We start from the raw sequence: 18,995 nt of genomic DNA, 5'->3' as shown, positions 1-18,995 counted from the left end.
GCGGGGCTCACTGGTGGGCCGGCGGCTTGTTGTAGCCGCTCGCCCGCTCCTGCCCGCTCAGGGCCGCGATGGCGTCCATGATCTTGTCTGTCGCGTCGCGACGCAGGGGCAGGGAGTGGTCGGGGCCCGTCTTCCCGAAGTGGAGCGGCTCCCCCACGCGCATCTCGAAGTGCCGCGGCCTGATGCCATTCGTATCGGCCGGCTGGAGCTCCTCGGTCCCGATGAGCCCGACGGGGACCACCGGCGCGCCGGTGGTGAGTGCGAGCCAGCCCACGCCCGTGCGCCCGCGGTAGAGGAGCCCATCGCGGGAGCGCGTGCCCTCGGGGTAGATGCCGATCGCCTCGCCTTGGTCGAGGACGTCGAGGAGAGTCTTGAGGGCGGCGACGCTCGCCGCCTGCTCGCCCCGCTCGACGGGGATGGATCCGACGCCCTCGAAGAACGCCTTCATGAGCTTGCCCTTGACGCCCTTGCCCGTGAAGTACTCGGCCTTGGCGAAGAACGCCACCCGCCGCGGCATGAGGGCCTGGATGATCACGGAGTCGAGGAAGGAGAGGTGGTTCGAGGCGACGATGAACGGCCCGTTCTCGGGAACGTTGTCGAGGCCCGTGACCGTGGGGCGGCAGAGGCCGCCGATCAGCCCGCGGATGCTCTGGCGGGTCATCGAGTAGATCAGCATGCGGCCGCCTCCGCAGTGTGCCCGAGCACGACGCCGATCGCCCGCTCGAGCTCGTCGGCGTCCGCCGCGACCTCGGCCAGATCGAGCGACTCGAGCTCGCCGTCCGGCGCGAAGCCCCATGCGACGCCGATGCACGGCACCCCGTTCGCTGCGGCGCCGGCCGCGTCGTGCCGGCGGTCCCCGATCATGACCGCGCGGTCCGGGGCCGCGTGGTTTGTGGTGAGGGCGGCCCGGATGATCCCGACCTTGCCGTCGGTGGCCGGGGGCAGCGTCTCGTCGTCGGGCGATCCGTGGATGCTGTGGAAGTAGCGGTCGAGTCCGTGCAGGCCCAGGAGCTTCTTGGCCAGGTCCTCTGGCTTCTGGGTCGCGACGGCCAGGTGCAGGCCGCTCGCACGCAGGCGCGCGAGGAGCCCGGGGATTCCCGGGTAGGGGCGGCTCTGGGCCATGCCGTGGGAGATGTACCGCTTCCGGTAGGTGTGGATGACGCCGTCGACGACCCCTTCCGGCACGTCCGCCAGACGGTGGAGCGACTCGAGCAGCGGGGGGCCGACCATGCTCGAGAGCATCTCGGGCTCCGGGACCCGCAGCCCGTGCGCCTCGAGCGCGTACGCGATGCCTCCGGTGATGCTTCCCGCCGGGTCGACGAGGGTACCGTCAAGATCGAAGATCGCGAGCGCGGGGCTGTCAGTCACCGGGACAGTCTCCCATACCGGGCGGGAGTGGCTGAAACTCGCGCGCGGCCCGGCATGAACGCCGCGGCATGGACGAGCGCGTCCATGCCGCGACGGCCATATTCGGCCTGAGCGGCCATCACTTCTGGTCGAGGATCTCGGCCAGGAACATGCCCGTGTAGCTGCCCTCAACGCGGGAGACCTGCTCAGGGGTCCCCGTGGCGACGATCTGGCCCCCACCCGAGCCGCCGTTCGGGCCCAGGTCGATGATCCAGTCAGCACTCTTGATGACGTCCAGGTTATGCTCGATCGTGATGACGCTGTTGCCCTTGTCCACGAGCGACTGCAGGACGAGCAGAAGCTTGCGGATGTCCTCGAAGTGGAGGCCGGTCGTCGGCTCGTCCAGGACGTAGGCGCTGCGGCCGTTCGACCGCTTCTGGAGCTCGGCGGCAAGCTTGACGCGCTGTGCCTCTCCACCCGAGAGCGTCGTGGCGGGCTGCCCGAGCCGCACATAGCCGAGGCCCACGTCGACGAGCGTGTTGAGGTGCCGAGCGATCGGGGTGAACGCCGCGAAGAACTCGGCCGCCTCGTCGATGGGCATGTTGAGCACATCGGCGATCGTCTTGCCCTTGTAGTGGACCTCGAGGGTCTCGCGGTTGTAGCGGGCCCCGTGGCACACCTCGCACGGAACGTACACGTCCGGGAGGAAGTTCATCTCGATCTTGAGCGTGCCGTCGCCGCTGCACGCCTCGCACCGGCCGCCCTTGACGTTGAACGAGAAGCGGCCCGGCATGTAGCCGCGCACCTTGGCCTCGTTGGTCTCGGCGAACAGCTTGCGGATGTGGTCGAACACCCCTGTGTACGTCGCCGGGTTCGAGCGCGGTGTGCGGCCGATCGGGCTCTGGTCCACGTGGATGACCTTGTCGAGGTGCTCGAGGCCCTCGATCCGGGTGTGGCGGCCCGCCACCTGCTTGGCGCCGTTGAGCCGGTTGGCGAGCACCTTGTACAGGATGTCGTTGACCAGGGTGGACTTGCCCGAGCCGCTCACACCCGTCACGGCCGTGAGCAGGCCGAGGGGGAACACGACGTCGACACCCTGGAGGTTGTGCTCCCGCGCACCGACCACCTTGAGCTGGCGCTTGCGGTCCACCTTGCGGCGCTTTGCCGGGATCTCGATCGAGCGCCGCCCGGAGAGGTAGTCCCCCGTGAGGGAGGAGGTGTTCGCCTTGAGATCCTCGAGGGAGCCCGAATGGACCACCTGGCCGCCGTGCTCGCCCGCGCCGGGACCGATGTCCACGATCCAGTCCGCCTCGTGGATTGTGTCCTCGTCGTGCTCGACCACGATGAGCGTGTTGCCGAGGTCACGCAGCCGCGTGAGCGTCTCGATGAGACGCCGGTTGTCCCGCTGGTGGAGGCCGATGCTCGGCTCATCGAGCACGTAGAGGACGCCGACGAGCCCTGAGCCGATCTGCGTGGCAAGTCGAATGCGCTGGGCCTCGCCCCCGGAGAGCGTCCCCGAGGCCCGCTCGAGGTTGAGGTACTCGAGGCCCACGTCGAGGAGGAACTGCAGCCGCGCGTCGATCTCCTTGAGGACCTGCGCGGCGATCTGCGCCTCGCGAGGGGTCAACGTGAGCGTGGCGAGGAACGCGCGGGCCTCACGCAGCGGCAGGCGGGACACGTCGGCGATCGACTGGCCGCCCAGCAGAACCGAGAGGGAGGCGGGGTTGAGCCGCGCGCCGCCGCACTCGGGGCACGGGATCTCCCGCATGTACTCCTCGTAGCGGTCACGGGCGGAGTCCGATTCGGTCTCGAGGTGCTTGCGCTGGATGTACGACACGGCACCCTCGAACCCGGTGCTGTACTTCCGCTCACGGCCGAACCTGTTGCGGTACTGGACCACGACCTTGTGGTCCTTGCCGTACAGGACCGCGTCCCGCGCGTACTCGGGCAGGCTGTGCCACGGCGTCGTCATCGAGAAGCCGAGGTCATCGGAGAGGCCCTCGAGCAGGCGAGTCCAGTACTCCTGAGTCGCCGTGCCGAGCGACCACGGGGCAATCGCGCCCTCGGACAGGCTCAGCGCGGCGTCCGGGACCACGAGGTCGACGTCGACCTCGAGCTTCGTGCCGATGCCCGTGCACGCGGGGCACGCGCCGAACGGATTGTTGAAGGAGAATGAGCGGGGCTCGATCTCGTCAATGGCGAGCGGATGCTCGTTGGGGCACGCCAAATTCTCCGAAAACGCGCGGACGCGGGCGTCGTCGTCCGGTTGGAGGTCCACGAAATCGGCCAGCACGCGTCCCTCGGCGAGCCCGAGCGCCGTCTCGACGGAGTCCGCCAGGCGTTGACGGATGCCGTCCTTGACTACGAGACGGTCGACCACCACCTCGATCGTGTGCTTGAACTGCTTGCCCAGCTTCGGCGGCTCGGTGAGCTGCACGAGCTCGCCGTCGACCCGGGCCCGCGAGTAGCCCTTGGCGGCCAGCTCCTTGAAGAGGTCGACGAACTCTCCCTTGCGGGCACGGACCACCGGGGAGAGGAGCTGGAAGCGCGTCCCCTCGGGCAGCTCGAGGAGCTGGTCGACGATCTGCTGTGGCGTCTGGCGCGTGACCGGCTCGTGGCAGATCGGGCAGTGCGGGTGCCCGATGCGCGCCCAGAGCAGGCGCATGTAGTCGTAGATCTCGGTGATCGTGCCCACGGTCGACCGCGGATTCTTGCTCGTGGACTTCTGGTCGATCGAGACCGCCGGGGAGAGGCCCTCGATGAAGTCCACGTCCGGCTTGTCCACCTGGCCGAGGAACTGGCGAGCGTAGGCGGAGAGGGACTCGACGTAGCGGCGCTGGCCCTCCGCGAAGATCGTGTCGAACGCGAGGGAGGACTTGCCCGAGCCGGAGAGCCCGGTGAACACGATCATCTTGTCGCGCGGGAGGTCCAGGTCCACGTTGCGGAGGTTGTGCTCGCGCGCGCCCTTGACCACGAGGCGCGACTGGTCGTGGCGCGTGATGCCGTCATGCAGGAGCGCATCGACGGTCGACGACGCGGCGCCGGGGATGAGGGCGCCCTCGTTCATAGGAGTGGAATCGTTGAGGGTGGACAGACTCTGCACCCGTCTATGTTAAGGGACGGCAGCGGAATTCGAAAATGTCTTCGATCACATCGGGGCGTCGGGCCGGCCGCTCCCCCGGCTCTCGTAGGCCGCGCTCAGGAGCACCACGGCCTCCGCGAGCGAGCATCCGCGTGAGGCCACCACGTCCGCGAAGGCCGCAGCCGCCGTCGTGAGCTCCTCGTCGCGGCGGTCTCGGGGCGCGACCGTGGTCCCGGCCCGGCCGGCTGTCGCGAGCACTCCTGCCTCCTCGAGCTCGCGGTACGCGCGGGCGACCGTGTGAGGGGCGACGCCGAGGTCCCCGGCGAGCGCGCGGACCGACGGGAGCTTCGCGCCCACGGCGAGCACCCCGCCGTCGACCATCTCCAGGATCCGTCGCCGCAGCTGCTCGAACAGCGGCACCGCCAGCTCAGCGTTGGGGCGCCAGCGGCCGGGGAAGCTGCCCTGTGCAGTTGACATTGGACCAGCGTATCGAAGCCGCCTAGGGTGAGGCGCATGAGCACCCTCGTCAAGGACCTCAACCGTCTGACCGTGCGCCGCATCTCGGTGAGCGAGATGGACAACAACGTCTACCTCATCACCGCGAAGGAGTCGGGGGCCCAGGTGCTCATCGACGCCGCTGATGACCTTCCCGCAATTCAGGCACTGCTCGCGGAGGGCGCGGCCGATGCACAGCAGCCGGCGAAGCTCGCGCTGATCGCGACGACGCACCAGCACTGGGACCACGTGCGCGCCCTCGAGGGCCTCGTGGAGGCCACCGGCGCGCCCGTCGCCGCGGGCCGGCAGGACGTCGCGGGGATCCCCACGCCCGTCGCGGTGGTGCTGGACCACGGGGATGTCGGGAACTTCGACGGGTTCGACCTCACCGCCGTCCACTTGCGGGGCCACACCCCCGGGTCGATCGCCTACGTGCTCGAGGAGGACGACGCACCCCCGCTGATCTTCTCGGGGGACTCCCTGTTCCCGGGCGGCGTCGGAAACACGCAGGAGGACCCCGACCGCTTCGCGCTCCTCTACGGCGACGTCGTCGAGCGGCTCTTCGGCGCCTACCCCGACGAGTCCGAGGTCCACCCGGGCCACGGGAAGCCGACCACCCTCGGAGCCGAGCGTCCACACTTGGACGAGTGGAAGGAGCGGGGCTGGTAGGTCCCGTGACGACTCCGGGACCCCAGGCAGACACGGAGATCCCCGCGTACCTCGAGGCGCTCGGGCTGCCGGGCCTCGCCGACATCCACGTCCACTTCCTCCCCCAGGGCATGCTCGAGAAGGTGTGGCGGTACTTCGACGGGGCGGAGGAGAGCTACGGGTGGCCATGGCCCATCGAGTACCGCGTGAGCGAAGAGGAGCGGCTGCGGCTGGCCCGCAGCTTCGGCCTCGCGGCCATCCCGGCGCTCTCCTACCCCCACAAGCCCGGCATGGCCGAGTGGCTCAACGGCTGGAGCGCCGACTTCGCCCAGCGTGTGCCGGACGCAGTCCACTGCGCCACGATGTACCCCGAGCCGGAGGCGGGCCGCTACGTGGGCGAGGCGCTTGACGCCGGGGCACGCCTGTTCAAGGTGCACGTCCAAGTCGGGCGGTTCGGCCCCGACGATCCTCTCCTCGAGCCTGCTTGGGCCGAGCTCGAGCGTGCTGGCGTCCCCGTGGTGATCCATGCCGGCTCGAAGCCGCTCCCCGGCGAGTTCACCGGACCGCAGCGGGTCGAAGAGGTGCTCGGACGGCACCCGCAGCTCACCCTCGTGATCGCCCACCTCGGCATGCCCGAGTACTGGGAGTTCGCGGACCTCGCCGCGAGGTACCCGCGAGTCCACCTGGACACGACGATGGTCGCGACAGACTTCACGGAACGGTTCGCCCCGTTGCCTGAGGGGTTCCCGGCCCGGCTCGCCGAACTCGCGGATCGCGTGGTCCTCGGCTCCGACTTCCCGAACATCCCGTACCCGTACGCACACCAGATCGAGGCGCTCGCGCGGCTCGGCCTCGGCGACGATTGGATGCGCAAGGTGCTCTGGGACAACGGCGCCCGGCTGCTCGGGCTCCACGGCGGACGGGCCGGGGCAGTCTCCTAGGCGGGCTTCCGCCCCACGCAGAAGATCCGCCGGAACGGGTAGACGGTCGTCACGACGCCGTTCCGCTCGGTGGCCGGGTACGCGTCGAAGAGGAGCTGGTTGTACTGCTCCTCGAACTGTGCCGCCTCCTCGGCGGAGAGTGCGTCGAGGACCGGCCGCAGGCCCGTCCCCCGGACCCAGTTCAAGACGGCGTCCTCCCCCGTCAGCACCTGGGAGTAGGTGGTCTCCCACACGTCCCCGTCCCAGCCGGCCTCGAGCATGAGCTCGAGGTAGTCACCCGGCTCTGACACTGCGTCGGTGTGGCGCAGGACGCCGCGCAGCCGGTGGTCCCACTGCGACGACTCGGCGAGCTCGCGCATGAGGGCGTGCGAGGGCGCAGAGAAGTTGCCCGGTACCTGGACAGCGAGCCACGCCCCGGGTGAGAGCTGCTCGAGCCACCGGCCGATGAGTCCCTGGTGCCCCGGGACCCATTGGAGGGCGGCGTTGGAGACCACGACGTCGACGTCCTCGTCCGGCTCCCAGTGCAGGATGTCGCCGTGCGTGAACGCCAGACGCTCGCGCCCCGCGAAACGGGACCGCGCGGCGTCGAGCATCGACTCTGAGGTGTCGACTCCCTCGATCTGAGCACCCGGCCAGCGCTCGCCGAGAGAGGCGGTCAGCTCCCCCGGACCGCACCCGAGGTCGACGACGCGGCGCGGGGCCACGGCGGCGACGCGTCCCGTGAGGTCGTAGAACGGCCGCGAGCGGTGGTCGCCGAAGGCGGTGTACAGGGCCGGGTCCCACGTGGGAGAGCTCATGGGTCAACGCTAATCCGGATAGTCTGGGGGCGCCATGCGACTCGATACCCTCATCCCCGCGCCGTCCTCCCGCCCCGATCTGCCCGACGCGGTCTACGACGCGTTCGTCGCGTGGGCAGGCGGCCGCGGCCTGACGCTCTACCCGGCCCAGGACGAGGCCGTCCTCGAGATCGTCTCCGGCTCCAACGTGATCCTTGCGACCCCGACCGGCTCCGGGAAGTCCCTCGTGGCGATCGCGGCGCACTTCCACGGGCTCGCGACGGGCCAGCGCAGCTACTACACCGCGCCCATCAAGGCACTCGTCTCGGAGAAGTTCTTCGCGCTGTGCGACATCTTCGGCGCCGAGAATGTCGGCATGGTCACGGGCGACTCGTCGGTGAACCCCGATGCGCCGATCATCTGCTGCACCGCCGAGATCCTCGCGAACCACGCGCTCCGCGAAGGCACCGCCGCGGAGCTCGGGCCCGTGGTCATGGATGAGTTCCACTTCTACTCCGACCCTCAGCGCGGCTGGGCGTGGCAGGTCCCGCTCCTCGAACTCCCCCAAGCGCAGTTCCTCCTCATGAGCGCCACCCTCGGCGACGTGAGCCGCTTCGAGCGGGAGCTCACTGAGCGCACGGGACGCACGACGGCGACGGTCGCCCACGCCGAACGTCCCATTCCGCTGCACTACTACTACGAAGAGAAGCCCGTCCACGAGACGCTCGAGGAGCTCCTTGGGACCAAGCAGGTCCCTGTCTACGTGGTGCACTTCAGCCAGCTCGAAGCCATCGAGCGCGCCCAGCAGCTCATGAGCGTCAACATGTGCACGCGTGAGGAGAAGGACCGCATCGCCGAGCTGATCGGCGGGTTCCGGTTCGCGGCCGGGTTCGGCAAGACGCTCAACCGGCTCGTGCGGCACGGCATCGGCGTCCATCACGCCGGCATGCTGCCCAAGTACCGGCGCCTCGTCGAGCAGCTCGCGCAGGCTGGCCTGCTCAAGGTCATCTGCGGCACGGACACGCTCGGGGTCGGGATCAACGTGCCCATCCGGACCGTCCTGATCACGGCACTGAGCAAGTTCGACGGCACCCGGACCCGGCACCTCAACGCGCGGGAGTTCCACCAGATCGCCGGGCGCGCCGGGCGAGCAGGGTACGACACGGCGGGAACCGTCGTCGTGCTCGCCCCCGAGCACGTCATCGAGAACAACCGGGCGATGGAGAAGGCGCGCGCGAAGTTCGGCGACGACCAGCGGAAGCTGCGCCAGGTCGTGAAGAAGAAGCCGCCCGAGGGGTTCGTCTCGTGGGGGCGCCCGACGTTCGAGAAGCTCGTCGAGGCCTCGCCGGAGCCGCTGACCTCGAGCTTCACGGTGACCCACGCAATGCTCCTGAACCTCATGGCACGCCCGGGGAACCCGTTCACGGCCGCGCACCGCCTCCTGACCGAGAACCATGAGCCCCGCCCCGTGCAGCTCAGGCTCATGCGCCGTGCCCTCGGGATCCTGCGGGAGCTCATGGCCGCGGGGGTCGTCGAGCGCATCCCCGCGGACGAGCTGACTCCAGAACAGCGCGCGAGCGGCCACACGCTCCGCCTCACCGTGGACCTCCAGGAGAACTTCGCGCTCAACCAGCCCCTCTCCCCGTTCGCGCTGGCCGCCCTCGACCTCCTGGACCCCGAATCGCCCCCATACGCCCTCGACGTGGTCTCCGTCATCGAGGCCACGCTCGAGAAGCCCCGGCAGATCCTCTCGGCCCAGCTCAAGCGGGCACGCACCGAGGCGGTCACGGCGATGAAGGCCGAGGGCATGGAGTACACCGAGCGGATGAACGCCCTCGACGCGGTCACCTACCCCGAGCCCCTCAAGGAGCTCCTCGAGGCGGCGTTCGAGACCTACCGCCGGCACGCGCCGTGGGTGGGCGACTTCGAGCTCGCGCCCAAGTCCGTGGTGCGGGACATGTACGAGCGCGCCATGGACTTCGGCGAATTCGTGCAGTTCTACGGCCTCGCGCGCAGCGAGGGCATCGTGCTGCGGTACCTCACCGACGCGTTCAAGGCCCTCCGGCAGACCGTCCCCCAGGACGCGCTCCGCGAGGACCTCGAGGACCTCATCGCGTGGCTCGGCGAGCTCGTGCGGCAGGTCGACTCGAGCCTGCTGGACGAGTGGGAGGAGCTCACGAGCGGCAAGGACCTGCACGCCTTCGACGCCCCGCCTCCGCCGCCGCCCGCCCTCACCGCCAACATCCGTGCCTTCCGGGTCATGGTGCGCAACGAGCTGTTCCGGCGCGTCGAGCTGTTCGCGGACGAGGACTCCGCGGCCCTCGCCGCCCTTGACGCTGCGTCCGGCGGCAACGCCGCGCTCGGGGTCGACGAGTGGGAGGAGGCCCTGGACGCGTACTTCGACGAGCACGAGGACATCGGCACCGGCCCCGACGCCCGCGGCCCGCAGCTGCTCATCATCGACGAAGGGCCGCGCGTGTGGCACGTGCGCCAGATCTTCGACGACCCTGCCGGCAACCGTGACTGGGGCTTCTCCGCGGACATCGACCTCGCCGAAAGCGACGAGACTGGAACCGCTGTGATCCGCGTGACCTCGGTGGGTCGGCTGGGCGGCTGAGCCGCCGGTAAGTTGGACGTATGAGCCTCTCGTCCGTCGCCACCCTGCGCCGCGCCACCCCCGCCGATGTGCCCGCCATCCTGCAGCTCATCCACGAGCTCGCCGTGTACGAGAAGGGGCCGGACGCGGTCAAGACCACGGTCGAGACCCTCACGGGCCAGCTGTTCGGGGAGAACCCGGCGATCTTCGCTCATGTTGTGGAAGAGCGCGAGGACGGTGTGTCCGGATCGCCGGAGGTGATGGGCTTCGCACTGTGGTTCCTCAACTACTCGACGTGGGAGGGCACCCACGGCATCTACCTCGAGGACCTCTACGTGCGGCCCCAGGCGCGGGGCCGCGGCTATGGGAAGGCGCTGCTCGAGGAGCTTGCACGGACGGCGGTCGAGCGCGGGTACGCCCGTGTCGAGTGGGCCGTCCTGAAGTGGAACGAGCCCTCGATCGGCTTCTACCGCAGCCTCGGCGCGGTGCCGATGGAGGAGTGGGACACGTTCCGGCTCACCGGTGACGCCCTCGCCGCCTTCGGCAGAACCGACGGCACCTCCGCTCCGGGCGGCGCGGCCTTCGAGGCGGCTCGGTGAGTACGACGACGCGTGGCCACCGGGTCCTGGGACGGCACGAGTTCCGCGGACTGCGCACGGTCGAGCACCTCTTCGCGGTTCCCCTCGACCATGGGGCCCCCGACGGCGAGCTCATCGACGTCTTTGCGCGCGAGTACGTCTCAGCGGCGCATCCGCCCGGGGCTGCCGAGAAGCTTCCGTGGCTCGTGTTCCTGCAGGGCGGGCCCGGCGGGCGGGGAAACCGGGCCACGAGCCTGTCGGGCTGGATGAAGGCCGCCGCCGCGGACTTCCGCATCCTCATGCTCGACCAGCGCGGCACGGGCCTCTCGACCCGCGCCGACCGGATGACGCTCCCGGCCCGGGGCACGCCCGCGGAGCAGGCACGGTACCTCGGGCACTTCAGGGCAGACTCGATCGTCCTGGACTGCGAGGCGATCCGGCGCGAGCTCGGCTCCGGCCCGTGGACGGTGTACGGGCAGAGCTACGGCGGATTCTGCACGCTCTCGTACCTCTCCCTCGCACCCCAGGGCATGCGCCGCGCGCTCATCACCGGCGGGCTCGCGCCCCTCGACGGGCCTGCGGAACGGGTGTACCGCGCCACGTACGAGCGCGTCGCCGCACGCAACGCCGAGTACTTCGGCTGGTACCCGGACGACCGCGCGGTGGTGAGGGATGTCGTCATGCACCTGGCCGAGCACGACGAGCGGCTCCCCTCCGGCGAGCGGCTCACGCCGGAGCGCTTCCAGCTCGTGGGGAGCCTCCTCGGCGGGAACACGCGTGTGGACTCCCTGCACTACCTGCTCGAGGACGCGTTCGCGCGGGGCGCAGGGAACGGCCCCAGCGGGCGCCGCCTCTCGGACGGCTTCCTCGCCCAGGTCCACGCGCTCGTCTCCCGCGCCGCGAACCCCCTGTACGCGCTCATGCACGAGTCGATCTATGCCCAGGGCGAGGCGAGCGGCTGGGCCGCATGGCGCGTGCTCGACGAGCATCCGGAGTTCCGGCCCGACGCCGCGGACCCGCTGCTGCTGGGCGAAATGGTCATGCCGTGGTACTTCGAGCAGGACCCCGCTCTCGTCCCGCTCGCCGAGACCGCCCAGGTCCTCGCCGACGCGTCGGACTGGGGGCCGCTCTACGACCCGGGACAGCTGGGCACGAACTCCGTACCGGCGGCGGCCGCGGTGTACCGGGACGACATCTTCGTGGACCGTGCCCTCTCCCTCGAGACTGCGGCCCGGGTCAGGGGCCTCCACGTCTGGGAGACCGCAGACTTCCACCACGACGGCATCTCTGACGATGGCGAGGCGATCTTCGCGAGGCTGCTGGGGATGGCGGACCCCGACTGACCCGGGCGGGTGCCGTGGCCGTCGGCGGTCACACCGCGGCGGCGCGGCGCCGTCCCACCGCCGCAGCGGCGAGGACGGCGAGGCTCAGCACGCCCGCAATGAGCGCAAGTCCCTCGAACCCGACGAGTGCCATGGCCACGCCGGCGAGCGCGCCTCCCGCGGCTCCGGCGAGGCCCATGCCCGTGTCGCCCACGCCCTGCGCCTGGACCCGGTGCTCCTCCTCGACGCTCTCGGCAAGCAGTGCCGATCCGGAGATCGTCGCGGCGGACCACCCGAGCCCCAGCAGGACCAGGGCGACCGTCACGGCCGCGGGGCTCGGCGCGCCGATGGCCGCGAGCACCACGGCGACGATGAGGATGCCGTGGCCGACCGCGAGCATCCGGCGCCGGCCGAAGCGGTCCGAGAGCGAGCCCAGGAGCGGCGAGAGCGCGTACATCCCCGCGATGTGGAGGGAGATCGTGAACCCGATGAGCGCGAAGGAGTCCGTGCTCACGTGGCCCCCGTGGCCCATGCCGCTCATCGGGCCGGCCGTCACCTCCTGGAGGTGCAGCGGCGTCATCGCCATGACCGAGACCATGACCGCGTGCGCGGTGACCACACCCGCGACGGCGAGCGCCGCGTTGGGCGAGGTCCGGATGGCGTGGAGCCCGCCCTTGAAGGCCGACCCCCACGGCTGCCTGCCCGATCGTGCCGACTGCCCCGAGCGCGCCTCGGCGGTCCCGGCAAGCCTGCGCGCCTCGAGCAGCGGGTCGGGGCGCAGCCCCAGCCACAGGATCGCGGCGGCGAGCACCATGCCCGTCACGGAGATGACGAACGGGCCGGCCGTCTCGGGCAGGTTCAGCGCCCGTCCGAGGGCCGCGCCGGGCTTGATGAGGTTGGGGCCGGCGACGGCACCGACCGTGATCGACCACACGACCAGCGAGAGGTCCCGCCCCCGGTGGGCCGGCTCGGCGAGGTCGACGGCGGCGAAGCGGGACTGGAGGTTCACGGCCGTTCCGACGCCCAGCAGCGCCCCGCCCAGGAGCAGGAGCCCCAGAGAGGATGCGATCGTGGACAGGACGATGCTCGCCGAACCGAGCATCGCGATGCCGAGGCCGATCACGAGGGCCACGCGGCGGCCCCGTGCCGCGGCGAGTCCGCTCAGCGGAAGCGCGGCCACGGCCGCGGTGAGCGTGAGGATGGTCGTGACGGAGCCCGCCCACGCGTCGGATCCGCCGTACTGGACCGCGAGCAGCGAACCGATCGCAAGGGTCGCGCCGTTCCCGAGCCCGCTGAGCAGCTGCGCCGAGGCCAGAACGCCGACGGTGCGCCTCTGGGTGCGGCGGTGGGCGCCGGCGTCGTGCGCGGGGAGGGCCAGGGCGGACGGTGCCGCCTGCTCGTCGGGCTCAGGCATGCCCGGCCGCCTGCATCTGGCGGAGCTCCTTCTTGAGGTCGGCCACCTCGTCACGGAGGCGTGCTGCGAGCTCGAACTGGAGCTCGGCCGCGGCGCCGTGCATCTGCTCGGTGAGCTGCTCGATGAGCCCGATGAGGTCCTCGGCCGGAGCGGCCGCGAGGCCGTCGCGCCGCAGCTCCGCCTCGGCACGCTCGCGCGCCGTCGCGGCCGAGGTGCCCTTGGTCCGCTTCCCTCCCTTGCCCCCGCGGCTGCTCTCGAGGAGGGCGCGCGTGTCCTGGTCCTCGCGCGCGAGCTGGTCCGTGATGTCCGCGATGCGCTTCCGCAGCGGCTGAGGGTCGATGCCCCGTTCCTTGTTGAAGGCGACCTGGATCTCGCGGCGCCGGTTCGTCTCGTCGATCGCCTGCGCCATCGAGTCGGTGATCTTGTCCGCGTACATGTGGACCTGGCCCGAGACGTTGCGGGCGGCGCGGCCGATGGTCTGGATGAGGGATGTCGCCGAGCGCAGGAATCCCTCCTTGTCGGCGTCGAGGATGCTCACGAGGGAGACCTCCGGCAGGTCGAGGCCCTCGCGGAGGAGGTTGATCCCCACGAGCACGTCGAACGAGCCGAGGCGCAGCTCGCGCAGGAGTTCGACGCGCCGGAGGGTGTCGACGTCTGAGTGGAGGTACTGGACCTTCACGCCGTGGCCCAGGAGGTACTCCGTGAGGTCCTCGGCCATGCGCTTGGTCAGCGTCGTGACGAGGACGCGCTCGTCCCTCTCGACGCGGTCGCGGATCTCGCCCAGGAGGTCGTCGATCTGCCCCTTGGTGGGCTTGACGATGACCTCGGGATCGATGAGCCCGGTGGGGCGGATGATCTGCTGCACGACGCCGTCGGACTTGCCGAGCTCGTACTTCCCCGGGGTCGCGGAGAGGTAGATGGTCTGGCCGATCCGCTCGAGGAACTCGTCCCACTTCAGCGGCCGGTTGTCCATGGCGGAGGGCAGGCGGAAGCCGTGCTCGACGAGCGTGCGCTTGCGGGACATGTCGCCCTCGTACATGGACCCGATCTGCGGGACGGTGACGTGGGACTCGTCGATGACGAGGAGGAAGTCCTCGGGGAAGTAGTCCAGGAGGCAGTGCGGCGCCGTCCCGGACTCGCGGCCGTCGATGTGCCGCGAGTAGTTCTCGATGCCGTTGCAGAAGCCCATCTGCTGCATCATCTCGAGGTCGTAGGTGGTGCGCATGCGGAGGCGCTGGGCCTCGACGAGCTTGTTCTGCGACTCCAGCAGCTTCAGGCGCTCCGCGAGCTCGTCCTCGATCCCTTTGATGGCCCGTGCCATGCGCTCGGGGCCCGCGACGTAGTGCGAGGCGGGGAAGACGTACATCTCCGTCTCCTCGCGGATCACCTCGCCGGTGAGCGGGTGGAGCGTGTGGATCGACTCGATCTCGTCCCCGAAGAACTCGATGCGCAGCGCCTGCTCCTCGTACATGGGAATGATCTCGACCGTGTCCCCGCGCACCCGGAACGTTCCGCGGTGGAAGTCGACGTCGTTGCGCACGTACTGCATCGCGACGAACTGGCGCAGGAGCGCGTCCCTGTCCATCTCCATGCCGCGCCGGAGCGTCACCATGCCGGCCACGTACTCCTCGGGCGTACCGAGGCCGTAGATGCAGGACACCGTCGCGACCACGACGACGTCGCGCCGGGTCAGGAGCGAGTTCGTCGCCGAGTGCCGCAGGCGCTCGACCTCCTCGTTGATCGAGGAGTCCTTCTCGATGAAGGTGTCCGTCTGCGGGACGTAGGCCTCGGGCTGATAGTAGTCGTAGTAGGAGACGAAGTACTCGACCGCGTTGTTGGGCAGGAGCTCACGGAACTCGTTGGCAAGCTGGGCGGCGAGGGTCTTGTTCTGGACCATGACGAGCGTGGGCCGCTGGAGCTTCTCGATGACCCACGCGGTGGTGGCGCTCTTGCCGGTGCCGGTCGCGCCGAGGAGGACCACGTCCTTCTCGCCGTTCTGGATGCGCTCGGCGATCTCGGCGATGGCCGTCGGCTGGTCGCCTGCGGGCTGGTACTCGCTGACCACCTCAAACGGCGCGACGACGCGGTTGATCTCCTGGGCAAGGCTCATGGGTCAAATCTACGCGGGGCTGAGGACAGCGGCTGTCCGCTTCGCGGGCGCTATCGCGCAGAGCGGACTACTTCTTCCGGCGGCGGATGTACGAGTCGTCGAGCCTGGCGTCCCCGCCCGTCACGCTCCTGCTCTGGCCGCGGCCGGCACGAGCACGTCGTCCCACAGCCGGTCCACCTGCACGCGCAACCCCGCGAGCGAGCCCGTGTTCGCGATGACGTGGTGGGCGGCAGCGAGGCGCTCCTCGCGCGTCGCCTGCGCGGCCATCCGCGAGCGGGCCTCGTCCTCGGACATCCCGTTCCGGGCGCGCAGCCGGGCGACCCGGACGTCGTCGGGCGCGTCGACGACCACGACGACGTCGAAGCTGCCCGCCTGCCCCGTCTCGACGAGCAGGGGGATGTCCTGGACGACCACCGCGTGCGGGTCGGCAGCCGCGGCGTCCGCCACGATCTGCGCCGCCCGGGCCCGGACCCGAGGGTGGATGATGCCGTTGAGCGTCTCGCGTCGCGCGGGGTCCGCGAAGACGACGGCGCCGAGCGCCGCCCGGTCCAGCTCGCCGTCGTGCGTGAGGACCTCGGGGCCGAACGCGCCGACCACCTCGGCGAGCCCCTCCGACCCGGGCGCGACGGCCTCCCGCGCGAGCACGTCCGCGTCCACGATCACGGCGCCGCGCTCGGCCAGCCGGCGCGAGACTTCCGATTTGCCCGAGGCGATCCCGCCCGTCAGCCCTACCCTCAGCACGCCCCCAGCCTAATCGAGCACGCCCCCGACGCGAGCCCATCCTAGACTGGGGACGGTGACCGAGAAGAGCCATGCCACGCGCTACACGACGATCGCGGGCGAGCACCGCCACGAGCTCGAGATCAAGCGGTCCCGGTTCATCACGGTCCTCCGGCGCGCCGCCACCGAGGACGAGGCCCGCGCCCTCGTCGCCGACCTCCGCCGCGAGTTCCACGACGCCCGGCACCACTGCAGCGCGTTCGTCCTCGGGCCCGACCGCACGACCCAGCGCAGCAGCGACGACGGCGAGCCCTCCGGGACCGCAGGGGTCCCGATGCTCGAGGCCCTGCTCAGACGCGAGACGCACGACGGCGCGGCCGACCTCAGCGACATCGTCGCCGTCGTCGTGAGGTACTTCGGGGGGATCCTCCTGGGGGCCGGCGGGCTGGTCCGGGCCTACGCGGAATCAGTCTCCGCGGCCTTGGACACGGCGCCGCTCCTGTGCCGCCAGAGGCTCAGGCTCTTCGGGATCGAGGCACCGCACGCCGTCGCGCCCCGCCTGGAGAACGAGCTGCGCGCGGCCGGCGTCATGGTCCTCGGGGCCGACTACGGCCCGCAGTCCGCCGTCCTCCAGGTTGCCCTGGACGACTCGGACACCGAGGCGGCAGGCTTCCGGGAGCGGCTGGCGAGCCTCACCGGCGGGGCGGGGAGCGCCGTCGTGCGCGGCACCTCCTGGGTCGACGTGCCGTTCTAGCAGGGTCCGTCGAGACCGCCGTCGACGTCGCCGCGCGTCAGGCCGCGGCGAGCTCTCTCCCCCACGCCTCGGCGCGGTCGAGCTCGCCATCGAGCAGCGGGCCCTCCTGACCCTTGACGTAGTACCACGAGGGCTCGGCGGCGCGCGTGGCCCCGGCCTTCTCAAGCGCATGCTCGATCTTCTTCGCCGCGTCACCGTGGATGAACAGCTTGACGCGGGTGTCGAACGCCGCAGCGCGCACGCCGTCGAGCGCACCGGGTGCGAGCCCGTCGAGCCAGGCGCCGAGGCCCTCGAGCGGCTTCCACCCGACGATGGGGCTGCCCACCACGAGCAGCGACCCCGGGCCCAGCTCCGCGGTCGAGAAGCTCCCGGCCTCGACCGCGCGGGCGCCCTGGCCGAGGCCGCGCGCGATCGCCTCGGCGATATGGCGGGTGTTGCCGAACTGAGACGCGTAGACCACGACCGCTTCCATGGCGGAGCCTTCCCGTGATGGTGAGGTGTGCGGGGGGCGGGTGCTGGGGTGTAACCCGCCTCCCGCAAGCCAGCGTAGGGAGCAGGCACTGGACGTCCTAGGGGCCAAGGCCCCTAGAACGGGGTCCGGATACGCCCGAGGGCGGGCCCTGCGCGCAGGGCCCGCCCTCGGGACGGTATCGATCCGCAGCGGCCCTAGGGGGCCGAAGGCGGGATCAGTTGCCGGTCAGCTTCTCGCGGAGAGCGGCGAGCGCCTCGTCCGAGGCGAGCGTGCCGTGCTCGGACGCCGGGGCCTCGGAGGAGTAGGTCGTCGGCATCGACTCGTGGCCGGACGCGGCGGCCGCGTCGTCGGACAGGTGCTGCGCGACCTGCTTCTTGTGCGCCTCCCAGCGGGACTGGGCGTCGGCGTACTGCTGCTCCCACGCGGCGCGCTGCGCCTCGTAGCCCTCGAGCCACTCGTTCGACTCCGGGTCGAAGCCCTCCGGGTACTTGTAGTTCCCCTCCTCGTCGTACTCCGCGGCCATGCCGTAGAGCGCCGGGTCGAACTCGGTCGAGTCCGGGTCCACGCCCTCGTTGGCCTGCTTGAGCGACAGGGAGATGCGGCGACGCTCGAGGTCGATGTCGATGACCTTGACGAAGAGCTCGTCGCCCACGGAGACGACCTGCTCGGCGAGGTCCACGTGGCGGACCGCCAGCTCGGAGATGTGCACGAGGCCCTCGATGCCGTCCTCCACGCGGACGAACGCACCGAACGGAACGAGCTTGGTGACCTTGCCCGGGACGACCTGGCCCAGCGCGTGGGTACGCGCGAAGGTCTGCCACGGGTCCTCCTGCGTCGCCTTGAGCGACAGGGAGACGCGCTCGCGGTCGAGATCGACCTCGAGGACCTCCACCGTGACCTCCTGGCCGACCTCGACGACCTCGGACGGGTGGTCGATGTGCTTCCAGGACAGCTCGGAGACGTGCACGAGGCCGTCGACGCCGCCGAGGTCCACGAACGCACCGAAGTTGACGATCGAGGACACGACGCCCGTGCGGACCTGGCCCTTCTCGAGCTTGTTGAGGAAGGAGGAGCGGACCTCGGACTGGGTCTGCTCGAGCCACGCACGGCGGGACAGGACCACGTTGTTGCGGTTCTTGTCGAGCTCGATGATCTTCGCCTCGATCTTCTGGCCGATGTACGGCGCGAGATCGCGGACGCGGCGCATTTCGACGAGAGAGGCCGGGAGGAAGCCGCGGAGGCCGATGTCGAGGATGAGGCCACCCTTGACCACCTCGATGACGGTGCCGGTGACGACGCCGTCCTCCTCCTTGATCTTCTCGATGTCGCCCCAGGCGCGCTCGTACTGGGCGCGCTTCTTGGACAGGATCAGGCGGCCTTCCTTGTCCTCCTTGGTGAGAACGAGGGCCTCGACCTGATCACCGACGGCGACGACCTCGGACGGGTCGACGTCGTGCTTGATGGAGAGCTCGCGGGAGGGGATGACGCCCTCCGTCTTGTACCCGATGTCAAGGAGGACCTCGTCGCGGTCGACCTTGACAACGGTGCCCTCGACAAGGTCGCCGTCGTTGAAGTACTTGATGGTGGCGTCGACGGCGGCGAGGAACTCCTCGGGCGTGCCGATGTCGTTGATGGCGACCTGCGGCGTGGAGGAGGTCGTGGAGGTGATGGTCATGTAGTAGGGGCTCCGATGTGGATAGTTGGTCGGTCGGACGGGACACGGGCACCGGCTGCAGCCGG

General features: G+C 70.3%; 16 protein-coding genes. 6 read left to right on the top strand and 10 right to left on the bottom strand.

From position 1 onward, the window contains the following. Positions 1-7: 7 nt before the first annotated feature. The 4 genes from SCMU_RS09820 to SCMU_RS09805 all read right to left on the bottom strand — a co-directional run bounded on the left by SCMU_RS09820 (position 8) and on the right by SCMU_RS09805 (position 4,906). Positions 8-676, bottom strand: coding sequence for a lysophospholipid acyltransferase family protein (locus SCMU_RS09820; protein WP_229232778.1), 669 nt, complete (start codon positions 674-676; stop codon positions 8-10). Next, complete coding sequence (locus SCMU_RS09815) at positions 670-1,368, bottom strand: HAD hydrolase-like protein (protein ID WP_229232777.1); 699 nt, start codon at positions 1,366-1,368, stop codon at positions 670-672. Before SCMU_RS09815 ends, SCMU_RS09820 begins: the two co-directional genes overlap by 7 nt. A 118-nt stretch (positions 1,369-1,486) precedes the next feature. After that, the gene (uvrA, locus tag SCMU_RS09810; RefSeq protein WP_229232776.1) at positions 1,487-4,414 is read right to left on the bottom strand and encodes an excinuclease ABC subunit UvrA; all 2,928 of its coding nucleotides are present in this window, start codon (positions 4,412-4,414) and stop codon (positions 1,487-1,489) included. A gap of 81 nt (positions 4,415-4,495) precedes the next feature. Next, entirely contained in the window at positions 4,496-4,906 is a 411-nt protein-coding gene (locus SCMU_RS09805) for a GntR family transcriptional regulator (RefSeq protein ID WP_229232775.1), read from the bottom strand. 36 nt (positions 4,907-4,942) lie between these two features. Here SCMU_RS09805 and SCMU_RS09800 point away from each other — a divergent pair, with 36 nt between their 5' ends. After that, on the top strand, positions 4,943-5,593 hold the full coding sequence (locus tag SCMU_RS09800; RefSeq protein WP_229232774.1) for an MBL fold metallo-hydrolase: 651 nt from the start codon (positions 4,943-4,945) through the stop codon (positions 5,591-5,593). A gap of 5 nt (positions 5,594-5,598) precedes the next feature. Then, positions 5,599-6,513, top strand: a complete 915-nt coding sequence (locus SCMU_RS09795) for an amidohydrolase family protein (protein WP_229232773.1) — start codon at positions 5,599-5,601, stop codon at positions 6,511-6,513. Here SCMU_RS09795 and SCMU_RS09790 read toward each other — a convergent pair. Next, entirely contained in the window at positions 6,510-7,310 is an 801-nt protein-coding gene (locus tag SCMU_RS09790; protein ID WP_229232772.1) for a trans-aconitate 2-methyltransferase, read from the bottom strand. The genes SCMU_RS09795 and SCMU_RS09790 overlap by 4 nt on opposite strands. 34 nt (positions 7,311-7,344) lie before the next feature. On the opposite strand from SCMU_RS09790, the gene SCMU_RS09785 reads away from it, so the two are divergent. The 3 genes from SCMU_RS09785 to SCMU_RS09775 are packed head-to-tail and all read left to right on the top strand — an operon-like array spanning position 7,345 to position 11,806. Further along, positions 7,345-9,906, top strand: coding sequence for a DEAD/DEAH box helicase (locus SCMU_RS09785; protein ID WP_229232771.1), 2,562 nt, complete (start codon positions 7,345-7,347; stop codon positions 9,904-9,906). A gap of 20 nt (positions 9,907-9,926) precedes the next feature. Then, positions 9,927-10,484, top strand: a complete 558-nt coding sequence (locus SCMU_RS09780) for a GNAT family N-acetyltransferase (RefSeq protein WP_229232770.1) — start codon at positions 9,927-9,929, stop codon at positions 10,482-10,484. Continuing rightward, on the top strand, positions 10,481-11,806 hold the full coding sequence (locus SCMU_RS09775) for an alpha/beta fold hydrolase (RefSeq protein ID WP_229232769.1): 1,326 nt from the start codon (positions 10,481-10,483) through the stop codon (positions 11,804-11,806). Before SCMU_RS09780 ends, SCMU_RS09775 begins: the two co-directional genes overlap by 4 nt. A 28-nt stretch (positions 11,807-11,834) precedes the next feature. Here SCMU_RS09775 and SCMU_RS09770 read toward each other — a convergent pair whose 3' ends face one another. The 3 genes from SCMU_RS09770 to coaE all read right to left on the bottom strand — a co-directional run bounded on the left by SCMU_RS09770 (position 11,835) and on the right by coaE (position 16,050). Continuing rightward, a complete protein-coding gene (locus SCMU_RS09770) occupies positions 11,835-13,199 on the bottom strand; it encodes an MFS transporter (RefSeq protein ID WP_229232768.1) in 1,365 nt (454 codons plus the stop codon). After that, the gene (gene uvrB / locus SCMU_RS09765) at positions 13,192-15,309 is read right to left on the bottom strand and encodes an excinuclease ABC subunit UvrB (protein WP_229232767.1); all 2,118 of its coding nucleotides are present in this window, start codon (positions 15,307-15,309) and stop codon (positions 13,192-13,194) included. The genes SCMU_RS09770 and uvrB overlap by 8 nt, the downstream gene beginning before the upstream one ends. A 120-nt stretch (positions 15,310-15,429) precedes the next feature. Continuing rightward, positions 15,430-16,050, bottom strand: a complete 621-nt coding sequence (coaE, locus tag SCMU_RS09760) for a dephospho-CoA kinase (RefSeq protein WP_229232766.1) — start codon at positions 16,048-16,050, stop codon at positions 15,430-15,432. A gap of 55 nt (positions 16,051-16,105) precedes the next feature. Here coaE and SCMU_RS09755 point away from each other — a divergent pair, with 55 nt between their 5' ends. Beyond that, positions 16,106-16,783 carry an IMPACT family protein gene (locus tag SCMU_RS09755; RefSeq protein WP_229232765.1) on the top strand — a complete coding sequence of 226 codons (678 nt, stop codon included), beginning with the start codon at positions 16,106-16,108 and terminating at the stop codon, positions 16,781-16,783. Positions 16,784-16,820: 37 nt separating this feature from the next. Here the strand turns inward: SCMU_RS09755 and SCMU_RS09750 are convergent, their stop codons facing one another. Together SCMU_RS09750 and rpsA are read right to left on the bottom strand one after the other, a co-directional pair. After that, positions 16,821-17,255 (bottom strand): flavodoxin family protein, encoded by a 435-nt coding sequence (locus tag SCMU_RS09750; RefSeq protein ID WP_229232764.1) that lies wholly within the window; start codon positions 17,253-17,255, stop codon positions 16,821-16,823. 214 nt (positions 17,256-17,469) lie between these two features. Beyond that, complete coding sequence (gene rpsA, locus SCMU_RS09745) at positions 17,470-18,930, bottom strand: 30S ribosomal protein S1 (RefSeq protein ID WP_229232763.1); 1,461 nt, start codon at positions 18,928-18,930, stop codon at positions 17,470-17,472. Positions 18,931-18,995: the final 65 nt, after the last annotated feature.

Source organism: Sinomonas cyclohexanicum (assembly GCF_020886775.1).
Classification (GTDB): Bacteria; Actinomycetota; Actinomycetes; order Actinomycetales; family Micrococcaceae; genus Sinomonas; species Sinomonas cyclohexanicum.
Note: the sequence above shows the minus strand (reverse complement) of the source record. Positions and strands in the feature narration are given on the sequence as shown.

Coding starts and splice junctions, on each gene's coding strand:
- uvrA (WP_229232776.1), bottom strand. CDS start 4,414: ATGAACGAGGGCGCCCTCATCCCCGGCGCCGCGTCGTCGACCGTCGAT.
- rpsA (WP_229232763.1), bottom strand. CDS start 18,930: ATGACCATCACCTCCACGACCTCCTCCACGCCGCAGGTCGCCATCAAC.
- SCMU_RS09800 (WP_229232774.1), top strand. CDS start 4,943: ATGAGCACCCTCGTCAAGGACCTCAACCGTCTGACCGTGCGCCGCATC.
- SCMU_RS09785 (WP_229232771.1), top strand. CDS start 7,345: ATGCGACTCGATACCCTCATCCCCGCGCCGTCCTCCCGCCCCGATCTG.
- SCMU_RS09790 (WP_229232772.1), bottom strand. CDS start 7,310: ATGAGCTCTCCCACGTGGGACCCGGCCCTGTACACCGCCTTCGGCGAC.
- uvrB (WP_229232767.1), bottom strand. CDS start 15,309: ATGAGCCTTGCCCAGGAGATCAACCGCGTCGTCGCGCCGTTTGAGGTG.
- SCMU_RS09750 (WP_229232764.1), bottom strand. CDS start 17,255: ATGGAAGCGGTCGTGGTCTACGCGTCTCAGTTCGGCAACACCCGCCAT.
- SCMU_RS09780 (WP_229232770.1), top strand. CDS start 9,927: ATGAGCCTCTCGTCCGTCGCCACCCTGCGCCGCGCCACCCCCGCCGAT.
- SCMU_RS09805 (WP_229232775.1), bottom strand. CDS start 4,906: ATGTCAACTGCACAGGGCAGCTTCCCCGGCCGCTGGCGCCCCAACGCT.
- SCMU_RS09820 (WP_229232778.1), bottom strand. CDS start 676: ATGCTGATCTACTCGATGACCCGCCAGAGCATCCGCGGGCTGATCGGC.
- SCMU_RS09770 (WP_229232768.1), bottom strand. CDS start 13,199: ATGCCTGAGCCCGACGAGCAGGCGGCACCGTCCGCCCTGGCCCTCCCC.